Annotated in this window: 18 protein-coding genes; 13 read left to right on the plus strand and 5 right to left on the minus strand. The window is 71.0% G+C overall.

All coding sequences use genetic code 11. From position 1 onward, the window contains the following. Nucleotides 1–36: 36 nt before the first annotated feature. Genes Q8791_RS24495 through Q8791_RS24510 form a run of 4 tightly spaced genes read left to right on the plus strand, consistent with a single transcriptional unit; the run spans nucleotide 37 to nucleotide 3,269 of the window. Nucleotides 37–1,761 carry a DEDD exonuclease domain-containing protein gene (locus Q8791_RS24495; RefSeq protein ID WP_330094144.1) on the plus strand — a complete coding sequence of 575 codons (1,725 nt, stop codon included), beginning with the start codon at nucleotides 37–39 and terminating at the stop codon, nucleotides 1,759–1,761. Beyond that, on the plus strand, nucleotides 1,739–2,503 hold the full coding sequence (locus Q8791_RS24500; protein WP_330094145.1) for a rhomboid family intramembrane serine protease: 765 nt from the start codon (nucleotides 1,739–1,741) through the stop codon (nucleotides 2,501–2,503). The genes Q8791_RS24495 and Q8791_RS24500 overlap by 23 nt, the downstream gene beginning before the upstream one ends. A 55-nt stretch (nucleotides 2,504–2,558) precedes the next feature. Next, the gene (locus tag Q8791_RS24505) at nucleotides 2,559–2,834 is read left to right on the plus strand and encodes an Lrp/AsnC family transcriptional regulator (RefSeq protein ID WP_330094146.1); all 276 of its coding nucleotides are present in this window, start codon (nucleotides 2,559–2,561) and stop codon (nucleotides 2,832–2,834) included. A 6-nt stretch (nucleotides 2,835–2,840) separates the two neighbouring features. Next, a complete protein-coding gene (locus tag Q8791_RS24510) occupies nucleotides 2,841–3,269 on the plus strand; it encodes a protein-tyrosine phosphatase family protein (RefSeq protein WP_330094147.1) in 429 nt (142 codons plus the stop codon). Between the two features lie 105 nt (nucleotides 3,270–3,374). Here the strand turns inward: Q8791_RS24510 and trpD are convergent, their stop codons facing one another. The 3 genes from trpD to Q8791_RS24525 form a co-directional block, all read right to left on the minus strand. Next, nucleotides 3,375–4,466, minus strand: a complete 1,092-nt coding sequence (trpD, locus tag Q8791_RS24515) for an anthranilate phosphoribosyltransferase (protein ID WP_330094148.1) — start codon at nucleotides 4,464–4,466, stop codon at nucleotides 3,375–3,377. Between the two features lie 155 nt (nucleotides 4,467–4,621). Continuing rightward, nucleotides 4,622–4,759 carry a hypothetical protein gene (locus Q8791_RS24520; protein ID WP_330094149.1) on the minus strand — a complete coding sequence of 46 codons (138 nt, stop codon included), beginning with the start codon at nucleotides 4,757–4,759 and terminating at the stop codon, nucleotides 4,622–4,624. Nucleotides 4,760–4,764: 5 nt separating this feature from the next. Beyond that, nucleotides 4,765–5,202 (minus strand): hypothetical protein, encoded by a 438-nt coding sequence (locus tag Q8791_RS24525; RefSeq protein WP_330094150.1) that lies wholly within the window; start codon nucleotides 5,200–5,202, stop codon nucleotides 4,765–4,767. A 481-nt stretch (nucleotides 5,203–5,683) separates the two neighbouring features. Between Q8791_RS24525 and ctaE the strand changes: the two genes are divergently transcribed. Genes ctaE through qcrB form a run of 4 tightly spaced genes read left to right on the plus strand, consistent with a single transcriptional unit; the run spans nucleotide 5,684 to nucleotide 10,057 of the window. Then, entirely contained in the window at nucleotides 5,684–6,310 is a 627-nt protein-coding gene (gene ctaE / locus Q8791_RS24530) for an aa3-type cytochrome oxidase subunit III (RefSeq protein WP_456238157.1), read from the plus strand. A gap of 17 nt (nucleotides 6,311–6,327) precedes the next feature. After that, nucleotides 6,328–7,266: a cytochrome bc1 complex diheme cytochrome c subunit gene (gene qcrC, locus Q8791_RS24535; protein ID WP_456238158.1), complete on the plus strand. Its 939-nt coding sequence runs from the start codon at nucleotides 6,328–6,330 to the stop codon at nucleotides 7,264–7,266. Next, nucleotides 7,259–8,401 carry a cytochrome bc1 complex Rieske iron-sulfur subunit gene (gene qcrA, locus Q8791_RS24540; protein ID WP_330094152.1) on the plus strand — a complete coding sequence of 381 codons (1,143 nt, stop codon included), beginning with the start codon at nucleotides 7,259–7,261 and terminating at the stop codon, nucleotides 8,399–8,401. The genes qcrC and qcrA overlap by 8 nt, the downstream gene beginning before the upstream one ends. 3 nt (nucleotides 8,402–8,404) lie before the next feature. Continuing rightward, nucleotides 8,405–10,057 (plus strand): cytochrome bc1 complex cytochrome b subunit, encoded by a 1,653-nt coding sequence (gene qcrB, locus Q8791_RS24545; RefSeq protein WP_330094153.1) that lies wholly within the window; start codon nucleotides 8,405–8,407, stop codon nucleotides 10,055–10,057. A 366-nt stretch (nucleotides 10,058–10,423) separates the two neighbouring features. On the opposite strand, the gene Q8791_RS24550 is transcribed toward qcrB, so the two are convergent. Then, entirely contained in the window at nucleotides 10,424–12,223 is a 1,800-nt protein-coding gene (locus Q8791_RS24550; protein ID WP_330094154.1) for an AMP-dependent synthetase/ligase, read from the minus strand. A gap of 536 nt (nucleotides 12,224–12,759) precedes the next feature. Here Q8791_RS24550 and Q8791_RS24555 point away from each other — a divergent pair. Both Q8791_RS24555 and Q8791_RS24560 read left to right on the plus strand, forming a co-directional pair. After that, a complete protein-coding gene (locus Q8791_RS24555) occupies nucleotides 12,760–13,257 on the plus strand; it encodes a hypothetical protein (RefSeq protein WP_330094155.1) in 498 nt (165 codons plus the stop codon). 141 nt (nucleotides 13,258–13,398) lie between these two features. After that, nucleotides 13,399–14,346: an ROK family glucokinase gene (locus Q8791_RS24560; RefSeq protein ID WP_330094156.1), complete on the plus strand. Its 948-nt coding sequence runs from the start codon at nucleotides 13,399–13,401 to the stop codon at nucleotides 14,344–14,346. A gap of 207 nt (nucleotides 14,347–14,553) precedes the next feature. On the opposite strand, the gene Q8791_RS24565 is transcribed toward Q8791_RS24560, so the two are convergent. After that, the gene (locus Q8791_RS24565; RefSeq protein WP_330094157.1) at nucleotides 14,554–15,378 is read right to left on the minus strand and encodes a lysophospholipid acyltransferase family protein; all 825 of its coding nucleotides are present in this window, start codon (nucleotides 15,376–15,378) and stop codon (nucleotides 14,554–14,556) included. A gap of 409 nt (nucleotides 15,379–15,787) precedes the next feature. Between Q8791_RS24565 and Q8791_RS24570 the strand changes: the two genes are divergently transcribed. The 3 genes from Q8791_RS24570 to macS are packed head-to-tail and all read left to right on the plus strand — an operon-like array spanning nucleotide 15,788 to nucleotide 18,792. Next, nucleotides 15,788–16,585: an alpha/beta hydrolase gene (locus Q8791_RS24570; protein WP_330094158.1), complete on the plus strand. Its 798-nt coding sequence runs from the start codon at nucleotides 15,788–15,790 to the stop codon at nucleotides 16,583–16,585. Continuing rightward, a complete protein-coding gene (locus Q8791_RS24575) occupies nucleotides 16,582–17,505 on the plus strand; it encodes a hypothetical protein (protein ID WP_330094159.1) in 924 nt (307 codons plus the stop codon). Before Q8791_RS24570 ends, Q8791_RS24575 begins: the two co-directional genes overlap by 4 nt. Nucleotides 17,506–17,508: 3 nt before the next feature. After that, on the plus strand, nucleotides 17,509–18,792 hold the full coding sequence (gene macS, locus Q8791_RS24580; protein ID WP_330094168.1) for a MacS family sensor histidine kinase: 1,284 nt from the start codon (nucleotides 17,509–17,511) through the stop codon (nucleotides 18,790–18,792). Nucleotides 18,793–18,954: the final 162 nt, after the last annotated feature.

An 18,954-nucleotide genomic window follows, 5' to 3' on the forward strand; every position in this document is an offset into this window, starting at 1 on the left:
CCTGATTCGGTCGTCACCGCCGACTAGCCTGACCGCGTGGTTGGACAGTCCGCGACGCCCGTCGGCGTCCAAACGAGCATCAGCGACCTCGGCACGCCGTTGGCCGCGACGACGTTCGTCGTGCTCGACCTGGAGACCACCGGGACCAGCGCGACCAAGGCACGGGTCACGGAGGTCGGCGCGGTCAGGGTGCGCGGGGGAGAGGTCCTCGGGGAGTTCGGCACCCTGGTCGACCCCGGTGTGCTCATCCCGGCCAACATCACCCTGCTGACCGGGATCACCCAGTCGATGGTGGCCACCGCCCCTCCCATGGAGGAGGTGCTGCCCGAGGTCCTGGCCTTCCTCGACGCGGAGCCGGACACCGTCCTGGTCGCCCACAACGCCCCCTTCGACACCGGCTTCCTGAAGGCGGCGTGCGAGCGCCACGGTGTGGACTGGCCCGGGTACCCGGTGGTGGACACCCTGCGCCTGGCGCGGGCGCTCCTGCCCCGGGGGGAGACCCGCAACCACCGGCTCGCGACCCTCGCCGCGTTCTTCGGCGTCCCCGTCACCCCCAACCACCGCGCCCTCGACGACGCCCGCGCCACCGTCGGGGTCCTGCACGGACTGATCGAGCGCCTCGGCCCTATGGGGGTGTCGAGCCTGGAGGAGCTGCGCGCCGTCAACAAGCCCCCCAGCCGCGCCCAGCAGGCCAAACGGCACCTGGCGGAGGGCCTGCCCGACGGCCCGGGGGTGTACGTGTTCACCGACGCGCGCGGGGCCAGCCTCTACGTGGGCAAGAGCGGCAACCTGCGGCGCCGGGTCCGCTCCTACTTCACCGCGGCGGAGAGCCGCCAGCGCATCCGTGAGATGGCGGCGGTGGTCGAGGGCGTCACCCCCATCGAGTGCACCACGGAGCTGGAGGCGTCCGTCCGCGAGCTCCGGATCATCGCCGAGCGCAAGCCGCCCTACAACAGGCGCTCCCGCAACCCCGAGCGCGCCTCCTGGGTCAAGCTCACCACGGACGCCTACCCCCGCCTGTCCGTGGTGCGCGTGGTCAAGGACGACGGCGCCCCCTACATCGGCCCCTACGCCTCGTCCCGGGACGCCGAACAGGCCAAGGAGGCCCTGCTCCACGCGTTCCCGCTGCGGCAGTGCACGCACACGTTCTCGGCGACCAGGAGGATCGAGCCGTGCGTCCTGGCGCAGCTGGGGCGCTGCGGAGCCCCGTGCGACGGCACCGAGACGCACGACACCTACACAGTCCACGCCGACGCCGCGCGGACGGCCATGACCGGCGACCCCGCGGCCGTCGTCGACGCGCACACCGGGCGCATCGCCGAGCTCGCCGCCGCCCTGCGCTACGAGGAGGCGGCCACCCTGCGCGACCGGCTCGCCGCGTTCCTGCGCGGTGCCCGGCGGGCGCAACGGCTGTCGGCCATCGCCGCCGTGCCCCACCTGGTCGCCTCCCGGCGCTCTGCCCTGGGCTGGGAGACCTGCGTTGTCCGCCACGGGCGCCTCGCGGCGAGCGCGGTCCTGCGCCCGGGGACCGACCCCGCCGCGTTCCTGGCCTCGCTCGTGGCCACCGCCGAGTACGTTCCGGCGGGGCACGGGCCGAGCCCCCGCGCCCTGCCCGCCGAGACCGAGCTCGTCCTGGACTGGCTCGCCGACCCCGCGACGCGACTCGTCGACGTCGATGGCGACTGGACATGCCCGTTGCGAAGCGCCGAGGCGCACACGGAGATGACACACTGGGCGCATGGCCGCGCTTCCGCTCAATGACGACTACCCCGTCCGCCGAGCCCCCCTCGTCGCGTACACGCTGATCGCGGTCAACGTCCTCGTCTACCTGGTGTCCCCCCAGGCGGCGACGGCCGTCTGGTACCCCGTGGACATGCTGGGCCGCTTCTGCGCCATCCAGGACTACTTCATGCGCTGGGGGGCGGTGCCCGCCGAGATCCTCGGCCAGGTCGACCAGGCCCCGCACGTGGTGCCCGAGTGCGGGGCGGTGGACGGCAAGCCCGTGTGGTTCTCGGTGTTCAGCTCGATGTTCGTGCACGCCGGCGCCATGCACCTGTTGGGCAACATGGTCTACCTGTTCGTGTTCGGCCCCGTCGTCGAGGACCGGATCGGACGGATCCGCTTCCTGCTCCTGTACGTGGTCACCGGTCTGGCGGCCGCCTTCGGCTTCGCCCTGGTCGACCCCGGGGCCGCGGTGCCCATGGTGGGCGCCTCCGGCGCGATCTCCGGCGTGCTCGGCGCCTACCTCGTCGTGCAGTTCCGCAGCAGGGTCACCACGCTGGTGTTCGTGGTGATCCCGATGCGCCTGCCGGGGTGGGCCCTGGTGGGCAGCTACTTCGTGCTTCAGTATCTTCTCTACGTCACCACATCGAACACCCCCGGTGCCGGGAGCGGAGTCGCCTACGCGGCGCACGTGTACGGGTTCATCGCCGGGGTGATCGCGGGACTGGTGGTCTACCGGCTGCGATGGCGCTCCGGGACGCGGCTTTCCGACGTCTACTAGGGGTGCCCGGCGCGACCGGGCCCGCCGTCCCGCGGCCAACCGCCCTGGAGGCACAGTGATCACCGCGATCGTCATGATCAAGGCCGACGTCAACCGCATCCCCGAGGTCGCCGAGGCGATCGCGGAGATCGACGGCGTGAGCGAGGTCTACTCGGTCACCGGGGGCGTCGACCTCATCGCCGTGGTGCGCGTGCGCCGGCACGAGAACCTGGCGGAGGTGATCCCGGGGCGGGTGAACAAGGTCCCCGGGGTCCTGTCGTCCGACACCCACATCTCCTTCCAGACCTACTCCAAGCACGACCTGGAGTCGGCCTTCGCGATCGGCTGGTAGACGCGGATGGCCGTGTACCGGGACCCCTCCGAGCCCGGCGTGCTCCGGCTCCCCTCGGGCGTGCTCGTCCGCGGCCGCGGTCTGCGCCACCCGCGGCCGGAGGGCCCCGACCCCTCCTACGCCCTCCACCTGCTCGGACACGAACCGCCCCCGGTGCCCTGGGAGGCCCGCTGGGTGCGCTGGAGGGACTTCGGGCTCCCGTCCGACCCCGCCGACCTCCGCGAAGCCCTGGCGGAGGTCCTGGACCGGTCCCGCGCCGAACGGGTCGAGGTCGCCTGCTCGGGAGGCCGGGGCAGGACCGGCACCGCGCTGGCCTGCCTCGCCGTCATGGACGGGGTGCCCGCACGGGAGGCGGTCGCCTACGTCCGGGAGCACTACTCGCCGCGCGCCGTGGAGACCCCGTGGCAGCGGCGCTTCGTGCGCCGCTTCGGGTGAGGAGCCGGCCCGGCCGCTGAGAGCGCGGGGCGGTCGCCGTACCCGGCGACCGCCCCCGCCCGTCACACCCGCGGCGGACCGGGCGCCGACAGCGTGTCCGCGCCCTCAGACCGCCTTGGCGTGGCCCTGGCTGATCTCCACCCAGTTCTCCAGGACGCGCTCGGCGGCGCCGGAGTCCACGGCGGCGACGGCGCGCTCGTACCCGTCGCGCACGGCGTCCAGGAGCGGTCCCTCCACGCCGTCCACGGCGGCCAGTGCCGCGCCCGCGTTGAGCAGCACCGCGTCGCGCACCGGTCCCGGGCGTCCGGCGAGGAGGTCGCGCACCGCCTGGGCGTTGAACCCCACGTCCCCTCCGCGCAGGTCCTCGGCACTCGACCTGGCGATGCCCAGGTCGGCGGGGTCCAGGTTCTCCCGGCGGGCTCCGCCGTCGCGCACCACCCACACCGTGGACGTGGTCGTCGTGGTCAGCTCGTCGAGGCCGTCGTCGCCCCGGAACACCAGGGCGGAGGCGCCGCGGCGCGCGAACACCCCGGCGATCACCTCGCACATGCGCTCGTCGAACACCCCGATGGCCGAGGCGGTCGGCTGTGCGGGGTTGGTCAGCGGGCCGAGGAAGTTGAACACCGTCGGCACGGCCAGCTCGCGGCGCGGCTTGGCGGCGAAGCGCAGGGACGGGTGGAACAGCGGGGCGAAGCAGAAGGTGATGCCCGCCTCCTCCGCCACCCGTGCCGTCAGCTCCGGGGGCAGGTCCAGGACGACGCCCAGCCGCTCCAGGACGTCGGCGGTGCCGCAGGAGGAGGACGCGGCCCGGTTGCCGTGCTTGACCACGCGCGCACCGGCGGCGGAGGCCACGATCGCCGCCATCGTGGACACGTTCACGGTGTGCGCCCGGTCGCCGCCGGTGCCGACGATGTCCAGGGTCGGGCCGGACACGCTCACGCGCACCGCGTTGTCGAGCATGCCCTGGGCCAGACCGGTCACCTCGGACACGCTCTCGCCCTTGGCGCGCAGCGCGATGGCGAACCCGGCGATCTGGGCGTCGGTCGCCGACCCGGACATGATCTCGTTCATCGCCCAGGCGGTGTCGGTGCTGCTGAGGGTGACACCGCCGAGCAGGGCGGTGATCAGGTTCGACCAGGTCCGCTCGGTGACGGCCGACGGTTCGGAGGCGGGATCGGGTGAGGCGGGGGCGTTCATTCAGGCGACTCCACGGTGAGAAACGGGCGTAGGGACCCGGGGCGGCGGCGCGCGGCGGAGCGGTCCCCGGTGCGCGGCGCCCGGCGCCGGAGCGGTGGCCCGTCCTCCGCGTCGCCGGCCCTCGCGGGCGGCGGCGGACGACGGGCGGACCGCCCTCAGGCTCCCCGGAGCGGGGACAGGGCGTGGCCGCGCCATCGCCCGATGTCGGCGCCGTGGTTGAGGGACCCGCCCACCACGAGGCGGCGGCGCATGTCCCTCTCGCCGTCGTCGTCCACCCGGTCTCCGTCTCCCACCCGGCTCACCCGCTCAGGGCCGCGACCCGCTGGCGCATCAGCTCGGCCAGGGACTCCGCGAGCGCGACGGGGTCGATGGGGTGGCTGACGACCTGCTCGGCCTGCGACCAGGTCGCGAGCCAGCCGTCGTCGCGCCGGCCCACCAGGAGCAGCACCGGCGGGCAGCGGTAGATCTCGTCCTTGACCTGGCGGCACAGGCCCATCCCGCCGACGGGGGACGCCTCGCCGTCGAAGACGGCCACGTCGATCGCCGCCGCCGGGTCGTTGTCCTCCAGCTTGCGGATGACGACGGGTGCGGTCGCGCACTCGACGAACTCCACCCGGGGGACGTCCGCGGCCGGGCGGCGGCCGATCGCCAGCCGGACCTGTTCACGGGTGTCGGCGTTGTCGCTGTAGACCAGCACGCGCATCCTGGCGCCCGTGTCCGTACCGCTGACCACCATCGCGCAACCGTCCCATCGCGTCTGTCCGCGGCCGCCGCCGTGGGGGGTGCGGCCGAGGCGTTCGTTGGCTGTATGCCTATGACTGTATTGCCTCGTGGCCCCGCTGCCCAGAAGACTGCTGGAGTCGTTCCGGCGGCTGAGACCTTCGACACCACAGGATGCCAGTACCTCGAAGGGGTTCGTTCACCCGCCCCGGGCGCGGCGTTGTCCAACAGTGATCGTTTCGATACCTGGGCGTTGGCTCGGGTGGGTTGGCGTGCCGAGAAGAGGGGTACGAATCGCCTCAGCCGCCCTGGATCGCGCTTTTTCGCCCCCTGCGGCGCGTCGGATGCGGACTCGGGGTGCCCGAGCCGCTACAGTAACGCCCGAGTCACGGCCCGAGGTTCGCGGGCGCGGTCCGAGACGGTCCATACCGGGACTGAACCGCCTCCTTACGGGGGGTCGAGTACGGACGTCCGCGAGATGCCGTAATAATGCTCCCGTGGCGACAGCAACCGCGAACCCAAAAACAGCACCGACACCAGCACATGGTGCGGCAAAGCGTCCTGACCTGGTGAGCGTTGGCACCATCGTGTGGTTGGCCAATGAGCTCATGTTCTTCGCTGCGCTGTTCGCGATGTACTTCACCATCCGATCGGTGACCAATGGAAACCCCGACCTGGGGGCATGGCCGGCGACCCACCTGAACGTTCCGTGGGCGACGACCATCACCGTGGTCCTCGTGGCTTCGAGCTTCACCGCGCAGGCCGGCGTCTGGGCCGCAGAGCGCGGCGACGTCAAGAAGCTGCGCATGTGGTTCTTCCTGACGTTCTTCATGGGTCTGTTCTTCATCCTGGGACAGGCCTATGAGTACTACGAGCTCATCGCCCACGAGGGCCTGACTCTTCAGTCGAACGCCTACGGGTCGATGTTCTACCTGACCACGGGCTTCCACGGACTCCACGTCATCGGTGGGCTGGTCGCGTTCCTCATCATGCTGGGACGCACGTACGCCGCGAAGCGCTTCACCCACCAGCAGGCAACCAGCGCGATCGTCGTGTCCTACTACTGGCACTTCGTCGACGTCGTCTGGGTCGCTTTGTTCTTCACCATCTACTTCATCCAGTAACCCGAAACGGGGAAACCGTGAAATGGATTACCGCGCGGCGACGGCATCCCCTTGCGGGGTATGTCGTCGTCATCCTCGCGCTAGCCCTGTTCGGGGTGGGATATGCCGCGTTGGCACCCACCGCGGACCAGGCCCAGGCGCAGACTCTCGCCGCTGACGTCCCGTCACCGGATGACGTGGACATCGCCGAGGGCAAGACCGTCTTCGACCAGACGTGTGCGAGCTGCCACAACTATGACGGGAGTGGCAGCTACGACGCTGAGGGGAACGTGACCAACGGTCCCGACCTCCGCGACGTCGGTCCCGCGGCCATCGACTTCCAGGTCAGCACCGGGCGCATGCCGTCCATGGACCCGAACACCCAGATGCCCCGCAAGCCCATGGTCATGTCCGAACAGGACCTGGCCAACCTGATCGCGTACTACAACGCGGAGATCAGGGAGGGCGAGAACGGTGCCGAGGTCCCCTACGACGTCCCGGACTCCGAGCCCAACCGCGCGGACTTCGAGGACGAGGCAGCGTTCGAGGCCGCCGTCGAGGAGTGGGAGTCCGAGTACGACTCCTACATCGAGGGCGCCGAGGACACCGACCTGGGCATGAAGCTCTACCTGACCAACTGTGCGCACTGCCACAGCTGGTCCGGTGCCGGCGGTGCCCTCACCGACGGCCGCTGGGCCCCCGAGATCCACGACGCGTCCCCGCGCGAGATCTACGAGGCCATGGTCAGCGGTCCCGGAGCCATGCCGATGTTCAGCGACGGCGCCATCACTCCCGAGGAGAAGCACGAGCTCATCTCCTACGTGAAGACCCTCCAGGCGGAGCCGAACGCCGGTGGCGTCTTCGACCTCGACCGCATCGGTCAGGTCGCCGAGGGCTTCATCGGTTGGGTCGTCGGCCTGGCCCTGATCGTCGCCTGCGCGATCTGGATCACCGCGAAGCAGCGTGCACATGACTGAGAACGACAACAACGACAACAACGAGGCCGGGGCCCACACGCCTGAGCGCGTGGTCGGTACCCCGAAGGCCGCAGCGGAGGAGCAGGTGGTGTCCGAGGCCTCCGCGGAGGCTCCCGAGGAGCACGCCGGCCCCTACCGCGCGTCGGAGACCCACGGGCACTCCGAGGAGGTCCAGCGCCGCGGCGAGAAGGTCGCGTCCGTCTGGTTCATCATCGCCTTCCTGGGCGGTATCGGCTTCCTGGTCTCCTACTTCCTGTTCCCGCCGAACGCGGCGGGCGAGCCGGCGATCGCCGACCCGCAGATCGGCCAGTACTCGAACATGCTGCTCGGTGGCACGCTCACCGTCGCCATGTTCGGTATCGGCGCGGGGATGACGGTCTGGGCGCGCAAGGTGATGCCCCACTACGAGGTGCACTCGCCCTACGACGAACTGCCGTCGAACGAGCAGGAGAAGGGCTCCTTCAGCGACTTCTTCATGAAGAGCGCCGACGAGAGCGGCTTCACCAAGCGCCCGCTGATGCGGCGCACGCTCATCCTCGCGATGGTGCCCCTGGGCCTGGCCCCGATCGTGCTGCTGCGCGACACCGGCCCGCTGCCCGGGGACAAGCTGAAGCACACCCCGTGGGAACCCGGGATGCGCATGTTCGTCGAGGGCACCCACCGCGAGATCCGCGCGGAGGACCTGGAGAACGACCCGTACGGGATGATCTCCGCCCTGCCCGCGATCGACGACGGCCACCACCCGCACGGCATGAGCCTCACCGACCAGGCGAAGTCCGTGATCCTGTTGATCAAGATCCCGGAGGACGACTGGAAGGAGGGCATGACCGAGGCGATCGAGGGCACCGATGAGACGCGTCTGAACTGGACGCACAACGGGATCATCGCGTACTCCAAGATCTGCACCCACGTGGGCTGCCCCGCAGCCCTGTACGAGCGCACGACGCACCGCATCCTGTGCCCGTGCCACCAGTCAACGTTCGACGCTGCGGACGCTGCCAAGGTCGTCTTCGGACCGGCGCACCGCGCTCTGCCGCAGCTTCCCATCAGCGTCGACGATGAGGGCTACCTCATCGCGACCGGCGACTTCACGGAGCCGACCGGTCCGACGTTCTGGGATTATGCGAAGGACTAGTCGATGAGTAAGACCACGCAAGCACCCAAGGCGCTGCGCGGCGTCGGAAACTTCATCGACGACCGCTTCCACCTGGCCAAGACCGGTGAGAAGAACCTTCGCAAGGTCTTCCCGAACCACTGGTCCTTCATGCTGGGCGAGATCGCGCTGTACTCGTTCATCATCCTGCTCGTCACCGGCGTCTTCCTCACGCTCTGGTTCAAGCCGAGCATGCTGGAGGTCGTCTACGACGGCTCCTACGAGCGCCTCCAGGGCGTTCCCATGTCGGAGGCGTACGCCTCCACGCTGTTCATCGACTTCGATGTGCGTGGCGGTTTCCTCGTCCGGCAGATCCACCACTGGGCCGCCCTGATCTTCCTGGCGGCGATCGTGGTGCACATGCTCCGCGTGTTCTTCACCGGTGCGTTCCGCAAGCCGCGCGAGATCAACTGGCTGATCGGTATCGCGATCTTCGCGCTGTCGATCATCGAGGGCCTCTTCGGCTACTCCCTGCCGGACGACCTGCCCTCGGGCATGGGCGTGCGGATCCTCCAGGGTGTGATCCTCGCGCTGCCGCTGGTGGGCACGTACGTCTCGATGTTCCTCTTCGGCGGGGAGTTCCCCGGCGAGGACATCATCACGCGGCTGTACATGCTGCACGTGCTGGCGATCCCCGCGGTGCTGCTGGCCCTGATCGTGGCGCACTTCATGATCCTGTGGCACCAGAAGCACACGCAGTACCCGGGTATCGGGCGAACAGAGAAGACCGTCGTGGGAACACCCATGTTCCCCGCGTTCGCGGTCAAGGCCGGCGGGTTCTTCTTCTTCACGTTCGCCGTGATCGCCGGTCTGAGCGCGTTCGTGCAGATCAACCCGATCCACCTGTTCGGGCCCTTCACCCCGACGTCCATCACCTCCGGGCTCCAGCCCGACTGGTACATGGGCTTCCTGGAGGGTTCGCTGCGCATCTTCCCGAACACCTTCGACTTCAACATCTTCGGTTACGCGGTGCCGGTCGCGGTACTCGTCCCGGGGCTCGGAGTCATGGGCATGCTCTTCGTCCTGCCGGGCGCATGGCCGTTCGTGGAGCAGTGGATCACCGGGGACAAGGGCGTCCACAACGTGGCCGACCGTCCGCGCAACGCGCCGGTCCGCACCGCCCTGGGCGTCGCGGGCATCACCGCCTACGGTGTGCTCTGGCTCGCCGGGTCCAACGACATCCTGTCGGAGACCTTCTCGATCGACCTGTACCTGACCACGTACATCTTCCGTACGCTGGTCTTCGTCGGGCCGGTCGTGGCGTTCATCGTCACCAAGCGGATCTGCCTGGGCCTCCAGCGCAGGGACCGCGACACCCTGGAACACGGCTACGAGAGCGGCATCATCCAGCAGCTCCCCAGCGGTGAGTTCATCGAGGTCCACAAGCGCAACTCCGACGAGACCACCGAGGTGCTGGAGAGCAAGCCGCTCATCACCTCGACGGCTCTCGCGGACGACGCGGACGTCGACGACAAGGGCGTGGAGAACCCCAAGTCCCGCAAGGGCATGGGCAAGCTCCGCCGCTCCTTGGCGCACTGGTACACCAAGGACAACGTGTCCATCGACGGTGTCGAGGCGCACAGCGGCCACCACCTCCACCACTCCGCACCGGAGGGTGAGAAGGAGTCCGCCCACTAGGATCGCCTCCTGATCGACGGACCCGGCCGCACTGCGGCCGGGTCCGTCGTGTTCCCCCCCTCCCCGTGCGGTGGGGCGGGTCGAGGCAGCGGCGCCGCGCCTCCGCCCGGCGGGGCGGCCCCAGTGCGCCCGTGAGACCTCGGGAGCCGTCGGGCCGGTTCCCCGTCGCGGCGCCGGGGGGCGGTCCCGGAGGGCGTGCCACGGCGACAGCGGCGGCCACGGCCAGACCGGGACGGCCGACGTCGCGCCCGGGGAGCGCCGGAGCACGGGTGGCGGCGCTCGGCCCGGACGCCGAACGCGGGGAGGGGCACACACGGAGGGGGCCGGTCGCCTTTGGGCCCCCGCCCCCCTCGGGAACAGCGGCGGTCAGACGTCGTAGATGCCGTCGATCTCCTTGCTCCACTGCTTGCTGACCACGTGCCGCTTGACCTTCAGGGAGGCGGTCATCTGGCCGCTCTCCTCGGTGAAGTCGCTGGGCAGGATCTTGAACTTCTTGATGCCCTCGGCCTTGGACACCGCGTTGTTGGCGCTGTCCACGGCCTCCTGCACGACGGCGTTGAGGTCCGGGTCCAGGGTCAGGTCCGCGATCTCACCGGTCTTGTTGTTCGCTTCCTTCCACTGCGCGAACGAATCCGGGTCGATCGTGATCAGCGCGGCGATGAACTTGCGGTTGTCGCCGACCACCATGCACTGGCTGACCAGGGCGTGGGCGCGGATGCGGTCCTCCAGGACGGCCGGGGCGACGTTCTTGCCGCCCGCCGTCACGATGATCTCCTTCTTGCGGCCGGTGACGCTCAGGAAGCCGTCCTCGTCCAGGGTGCCGAGGTCGCCGGTGCGGTAGAAGCCGTCCTCGGTGAAGGCCTCCTTGGTGGCCTTCTCGTTCTGCCAGTACCCGACCATGATGTGGTCGCCCTTGAGGAGGATCTCGCCGTCGTCGGCGATCTTGACGGTGGTGCCCGGCAGGGGCTGGCCCACGGTGCCGATCTTGTTGAACTCGGGGCTGTTCACCGTCGTCGGGGCGGTCGTCTCGGTGAGGCCGTAGCCCTCGATGATGGTGAAGCCGACGCCCCTGAAGAAGTGGCCGAGGCGGGCGCCCAGCGCGGATCCGCCGGAGACCGCGTAGTCGGCGTTGCCGCCCAGCGCGGCGAGCAGCTTGCCGTAGACCAGCTTGCTGAACAGCTTGTGCTTGAGCTTGAGGGAGAGGGGGATCTGCCCGGTGGTGAGCGCCTTGCTGTAGGCGATGGCGGTCTCGGCGGCGGCGTTGAAGATCTTGCCCTTGCCCTCGGCCGCCGCCTTCTGCTCGGCCTTGGTGTAGACCTTCTCGAACACGCGGGGGACCGCGAGGAGGAAGGTCGGCCGGAACACGGAGAACTGCTCGATCAGCTCCGGCCCGGTGGACGGGAAGTGGCCGAGGGTCGCCTTGCCCTCGACGACCATCACCTGCACGAAACGGGCGAAGACGTGGGCCAGGGGCAGGAAGAGGAGGGTGGAGGGGTTCTCCTTGCCGCGCAGGACCTGCTTCGCCGGGCCCTCGAGGGCGTTGTGGGCGATGAAGAGGAAGTTGCGGTGGGTGAGCTCGCAGCCCTTCGGGCGACCGGTGGTGCCCGAGGTGTAGATGAGGGTGGCGATGTCGTCGACCTTGACGGCGGTGCGACGCTTCTCCAGCGCCTCGTCGGCGACCTCGGCGCCGCTGGAGCGGAGCTCGGCGAACTCGGGGTCGTCGAAGCGCCAGACCGGGCCGAGCCCGGGGGCCTTGGCGCGGATCGACTCGACGCGCTCGGCGTGGGCGTCGGTCTCCACGAAGACGGCCTTGGCGGCGGAGTCGGAGAGGATCCACTCGATCTGCTCGGCGGAGGAGGTCTCGTAGATCGGCACGGTCACCCCGCCGACGGACCAGATCGCGTAGTCGACGACGGTCCACTCGTAGCGGGTGCGCGACATCAGGGCGACGCGGTCTCCGTGCTCGACGCCCGCGGCGATCAAGGCCTTGGCGTACGCGGCGATGTCGCCGTGCAGCTCCGCGACGGTGACGTCGCGCCACTGGCCGGACTCCTGCCGACGGGCGGCGACGGCGTTCGGCTGGCCGGCCGCGCGCGCGTAGAGCGTGTCGGTCAGCCGCGCGTCGTCGGAGATCTCAGCCTTCGCGGGAGAGCTGTATTCGCGCACGTGGTGCTCCTGGACGTGTACGGGTTCTGGATATGTGGGGACGTGACGACCGTAACAACAGGAGGCTACTCATGAGTAGAACGTGTTGCCGTTCGGTATCCAACGGTGATCCGGAGTCGACGCGTGGCAGGGAGTGAACGCGCTGTTCAGCGTGCTGTCCCCCTGCCGTCGGCGTGCGGGGTCCGAGCCCCCGAAGAGTCGTGTGCACGCGGGCGCGTCCGGTCCGGCGGCGCGTGACGCCCTCGGGGAGATCCGGAAGTGCGCAGGTCAGGATGGTTGTTCCACCGGCCTCGCGTACGCACGCGAGACTATACGCCCGCCATGGCCTTTGCGCACATCACGTTAACTCTGTGCCATATGCGTCATATGTGGTCGTTCATCCCTCTCGATGCCGTCGTCGTTCCTCCCCGGGACAACGCGGGGGGCACCCCCGCTCATCCCTGGTTGATCCCTGAGCCTGCCCTGAGAAGCCTGCCTTGTGCCCCCGCGGCCGGTTACCGTGAAGCCAGAACGTGGCGCGAGGAGAGGAAGCGGACATGGCGGACAACACCGGTCGCGACGGCGGTTCGGGTGCGGGAAGGGGGGACGCCCCGGACCTCATCGACGACGCGCTGAGACTGGTCGACACCCTCCAGCGCAGGCTTCTGGTGGCCGGGGTGAAGCGCGGGGTCGGCGCGGTCACGTCCCCGCCTCCGGCCAAGGGCGACGTGTGGGAGGAGGCGATCCGGCTGGAGAGCAGGGACGAGCGGCCCCCGCTGGAGGAGGTCCTCGACATCGTGCGCAGGTCCGCCCCCGAGGTCGCCGGACACCTGGGGCGCGCGGGGCTGGCCGCCTTCGACGCGTTGGGCCGCACCTGGGGCGTGGTCGAGCGCTCCCTCGAGCAGAGCAGGGCCGACTCGGCCGCAGATCCTGGGGACGTGCAGGGGTCCGGTCCCGTCCCGCCGTCCGCCCCCTCCGCGCCCCCGGCCGTCGGCGGGGCCCCGAAGGCCGCGGACGGTCCGGACAAGCAGGTCGCAGCGGGTGATCAGGGATAGCCGGGTGGGTTTCGCTCCGGGGGTGTCCGGGGTCGCCCCCAGCCTGGTTTAATCGAATGGTTTACACCATTTGAAAACCCTCTGCCATGAACCTTGAGACTTATGTCAGAGTTCGGGCGTAAGTACGAAGGAGCTGCCCCCATGCTGACCATCGGCGTAGACATCGGCGGGACCAAGGTCGCCGCCGGTGTCGTCGACCACGACGGGCAGATCCTCGACAAGGTCAAGTACCCCACCCCCGCCAACGACCCCGGGGGCCTGGCCGACGTCGTCGGCAAGGCCGTGGCCGAGCTGTGCGGCCGGCAGGAGGCCGGGTCCGTCCTGGCCGTCGGCGTCGGCGTGGCCGGATTCGTCGACGAGGACCGCGCGACCGTCCAGGTCGCCGTCAACCTGGGGCTGCGCGACGAACCGCTCAAGGAGCGCGTCCAGGAGCGGGTCGGCATGCCGGTGGTGATCGAGAACGACGCCAACGCCGCGGCCTGGGCGGAGGCCCGGTTCGGAGCGGGGCGCGGCAGCGACCACATCGTCTGCGTCACCCTGGGCACCGGCATCGGCGGCGGCCTGGTCATGGGCGGCGCCCTGCACCGGGGCCGCTTCGGTGTGGCGGCCGAGGTCGGCCACTACCGCATGGTCCCGCACGGGCGCCGCTGCGCCTGCGGCAACCACGGCTGCTGGGAGCAGTACGCCAGCGGCCGCGCCCTGGTCGCCGAGGGGCAGGACCGGGCACGCACCGACCCCCAGGCGGCCGAGCGCATGCTCAAACTCGCCGACGGCGTCGTCGAGCAGGTGGAGGGGCACGTCATCACCCAGGCGGCGCTGGAGGGCGACCAGGCCGCGCTGGAGTGCTTCGGGATCGTCGGCGAGTGGGCCGGGCTCGGCCTGGCCGACCTGGCCGCCATCCTCGACCCGGAGTGCTTCGTCCTGGGCGGCGGTGTCTCCGACGCCGGGTCGATCCTGCTGGACCCGGTCCGCGCCTCCTTCGCCCGACACGTGTCGGGCCGCCCCGGCCGCCGCCTCGCCGAGGTGCGCCTGGCCGAGCTGGGCGGGGAGGCCGGGATCGTCGGCGCCGGAGACCTCGCCCGCCACTGACGCACCGGGCGCCCCGCCCCGTCACCCCGCGGGCGCCCGGACTGCGCGGTCTTCGTGCCTCCGCTCCGGCGCGGGTTGCGGGAACGCCGCGGGTGCCCGGAGAGCGTGTACCCGCGGCGCCCCCGGAACGCCGCCGGCGCCGGGGACCCACGGAGAAGGGCGGGCCCCGGTGGAGTCACCGGGGCCCGCCCTCATGTCACGGGGGGACTACTCCTTCGCGTCGCCGCCGCCCTCGCCGCGCGCGGCCCGCTTCTCCTCCCTGCGGGCCCGGCGCTCCTCCTTGCGGCGGTCGCGCTCCGCACGGCGGCGGTCCTTGTCATCGGCGTGCTGCTCGCGCCGCGCCTCCTTGGCCTCGGCCTCCAGCTCCGCCTTGATCGACTGCGCGTAGCGGTCGACGTACTCCTGGCCCGACAGCTCCATCAGCGCGTACATGATCTCGTCGGTGACCGCCCGCAGCACGCGCGGGTCCGTCTCCATGCCCTCGTAGCGCGAGAAGTCCAGCGGCTTGCCGAACTTGACCTTGGGCCGCACACCCAGCTTGGGGACCGTGCGCCCGGGAGGCATGATCTTCTCCAGGTTGATCATCGCCATCGGCACCACCGGCGCCTTGGACTCCAGCGCCAGGCGCGCCACACCGGTACGGCCGCGGTACAGCTTGCCGTCCGGGGAGCGGGTGCCCTCCGGGTAGATGCCCAGCAGGTCGCCGCGCTTGAGGACGCGCAGACCGGTGCGCAGCGCCGCCTCGCTCGCCTTGCCGCCGGACCTGTCGATCGGGATCTGCCCCACGCCGGTGAAGAACGCCCGGCTCAGCAGGCCCTTGACACCGGTGCCGGTGAAGTACTCGGACTTGGCCAGGAACGTGATTTTGCGCGGCAGCGGCAGCGGACCGAAGAAGTGGTCCGAGAAGGAGAGGTGGTTGCTGACCATGATGGCCGGACCGCGGCGCGGCACGTTCTCCACACCCTCGGCGCGCGGCTGCCACAGCACGGCCAGGACCGGGCCCAGAATCGCCTTGACCACCCAGTAGAACATCGCTCAGCTCACCCCTGCACACGCGGGGAGGACTGGGCAGGGCCTGCCACGATTCACTGTCCCGCTCGTCCGACATTGCCAGGAGGGTGCGCGCCCGAGGAGGGCGGTGGAGCCACCGCCTGACGTGCGCCATCCTCCCATCGTGCGGGCGCAACTGCCAAAGCGCCCCCAAACGGGCTCCCGACCCGACCCAGACGAGGATACTCAGTCGGCCCCCGCGGCGCGCTACGCCCCTCTCGCGGCCGGAGGCCGGGGCGTTAGTGTGCACCCATGACAAACACTTCTCCGAGCGGCTAGCCTCACGGCTGGAGCCAGGGCCCGGGCCGTCCCGCGGGCCCGGTCCACGGCCGACGCCAGCACCGCAGAAGCCCGCACCGACGCGCACCGCACGATCCCCTGGAGCCGCTCCGTGAGACCGACCGACACCGTACCCCTCATCCCCGGTGCGGAGCCCTTCAGCCACCGCGGGTCGGAGGTCGGCGTACTGCTCTGTCACGGATTCACCGGTTCGCCGCACTCGATGCGCCCCTGGGGCGAGCACCTCGCCGCGGCGGGGTACAGCGTGGAGATCCCCCTCCTGCCCGGACACGGAACCGTCTGGCAGGACATGAACCTCACCACCGCCGACGACTGGTTCGCCGAGGTCGAACGGGCCCTCCTGGACCTGGCCGCGCGCTGCGAGGAGGTCTACGTCATGGGACTGTCCATGGGCGGAGCCCTCGCCCTGCGCCTGGCCCAGGAGCACCCCGGCCTCGTGCGCGGGGTCGTGCTGGTCAACCCGTCCCTCGTCCTGGAGGACGTGAGGCTGCCGTTCATCGCGCCGGTCCGACGGCTCGCCGCGCGGATCATGCCCTCCACACCGGGGCTGTCCAGCGACGTGTCCAAGGACGACACGACCGAGGGCGGGTACGACCGCGTCCCCACCGCGGCCGCCGCGACACTCCCGAAGCTGTGGCGCGAGGTTCAGGAGGGCATGTCCGGTTTGCGAGCGCCTGTTCTGGCCTACCGGAGCCCCCAGGACCACGTTGTCGGACCCCGGAGTCTGCGTATCCTCGCTAGTAGAGCGGTCAACACCCGGCTGACGATCCACCTGCTGCACGACAGCTACCACGTGGCGACCCTCGACCATGACGCCGCCACCATCTTCGACGGAAGCCTCGCCTTCGTGCGGGAGCACCGGAGAAGCGGGGAAGGAGCCGACCGATGACACAACGTCGGGGTAACGGCCTGCTCGCCGACGCCTACGTGCCCCTCATCCTGCTCGCACCGTCGGACGCCGACGCCATGCTGGAGGCGCTGCGCCGCAGCGGGATCGCCGCCTACGCGGTCCCCCTGGACGAGGACGTCCTCGAACCCCCCGGCGGCGAGGTCGACGACCCGCCCACCGACCACCTGTACGTGGACGCCGAGGAGCGGGCCGCCGCCGAACGGGTCCTGGGCGCCGAACTGCCCGACCTGGGACGCTCCGACCCCGACCTGCTCGCTCCGCACGGCGACGCCCGGCCCGAGACGGACGGCGCCGAGGGCGAGGCGGCCGTCCACGACGCCCAGGCCGACGGCCCCGTGGGCGGGGACCTGCTCGACGGGCCGCTCGCCAACGCCGACCCCGAAGCCGCGCCGGCCCAGTCCGCCGACGAGGACGAGGTGTGGAACGACCTGGTGGCGCGCTTCTACGACGAGGACGCCTCCGACACGACCAGCCGTGTGGCCTGGCCGGACTCCGAGAACCTCAGCGACTCCGACCGGCGCGACGACGGCGGCGCCGGGGGAGCGGGCGCCTCCGACGGCGACCTGCTCGCCGGGGGCCTCGTGGACGCCACCGGGCTGGACGACGAGGACGACGAGGACGCGCGGCGCAGGGCCGAGGGCGAACTGGAGGGCCACTACGAGCCCCCGCCCCCGCCGCCCCTGCTCAAGGGCGACCGGGTCGGCATCGCCGCCTGGTTCGGCCTGCTGGGCGGCCCCGTGCTGGTGTTCGGCGCGGCGTTCGCCGGCATCGCCCTGCCGAACTGGATGATGTTCCTCGCGGTGGTGGCGTTCCTCGCCAGCTTTGTCGTGCTGATCCTGCGCATGACCGACTCCCGGCCGCCCGGAGACAACGGGCCGGACAACGGGGCGGTGGTCTGACCGCTGGGTTTCGACGTCCCCCTCTGGCGCGCGTTCGCCGTCTTCCGCGCCGCGACCCTGGTCTACTCCCTGGTCCTGCTCGTCCGGAACCACGAGTCCCTGTCCGGCCCCTGGCAGGCGTGGACGGTCCTGGCGGTCATGGCCGTGTGGACCGCGGTCACGACCTACGGCTACGCGCGCCCCGAGCACCGCACGTGGCGCCTGCTCACCGCCGACCTGGCCGTGGCGTTCTCCTGCCTCTTCGCGACGGCTCTCGCCGTCACGCCCTTCTACCTCACCCAGGCCCCGCCCCTGAGCGGCTACTGGTTCGCGGGCGCGGCGCTCGCCGCCGCCGTCATCTGGGGCCGGCGCGGCGCCGCGATCATCGCCCTCCTCTACGGATTCGCCGACCTCACACTGCGCGTCGTCATGGGCGCCGCCATCACCGAGGCCACCGCACGCGGGGTCGTGCTCCTGCTGCTGGCGGCGCTGGTCGTCGGGTACATGGCCCGGGTCGCGGGACGGGCCGAGGAGCGCTTCGCCCAGGCCGTCTCCCTGGAGGCCCGCATCCGCGAGCGTGAGCAGCTGGCCCGGTCGATCCACGACTCGGTGCTCCAGGTGCTCGCCCTCGTCAGCCGGCGCGGGGCCGAGGCCGGAGGCGAGGCCGCCGAGCTGGGCCGGATGGCGGGCGAGCAGGAGGTGCGGCTGCGCGCGCTCTTCGCCGACGGGCTCTCCGACGGGATCGCGCACGAGGGGCCGTCCGGCGCCGACGCCGAGCGGGCCTCCCGGGCGGACGGGAAGGCGGCGCCGGGCGCATCCGGGGCGGCGAGGCGGGCCGTCGCCCAGGCGGGGCAGGCCCTGCGCGCCACCGGTGCGCCGACCGGCCCCGCGGGCGGCGGACCCGGACACGGATTCGACGGCGGACCCGTGGACCTGCGCGAGCCGGTCCGCCGGGTCGAGTCGTCCCGCGTGTCGGTCTCCGCCCCGGCGACCCCCGTGCTCCTGCCCGCCCACACGGCCGACGAGCTCTCCGCCGCGGTTCTCGCGGCCCTGGACAACGTGGCCGGCCACTGCCCCGACGGCACCCGCGCCTGGGTCCTACTGGAGGACGAGGACGACGCGGTGACCGTGTCCGTGCGCGACGAGGGGCCTGGGATCCCGCCGGGCCGGCTGGAGGAGGCGCGCGCGGACGGCCGCCTCGGCGTGTCCCAGTCCATCCTGGGGCGTGTGCGCGACCTCGGGGGCACGGTCGAGTACGTCTCGGTCCCGGGACAGGGCACCGAGGTGGAGATGCGCGTCCCGCGCTAGCTTGGCGTTTAAGCTGCTTGCTTGGCTCCGGGGTGCCCCGTGGTACCCGTTTTGTTCTTCTTGGGCACCCCGTATCGGGGAGCTGGACGCTTGTTCGGCCTGCCCGCCGGACGCCCCGGACCAGGCCCGCAGGATTTCGGTACACCCACGCACACCGGCAGG

This window comes from Nocardiopsis codii (assembly GCF_036327455.1).
GTDB lineage: Bacteria > Actinomycetota > Actinomycetes > Streptosporangiales > Streptosporangiaceae > Nocardiopsis > Nocardiopsis codii.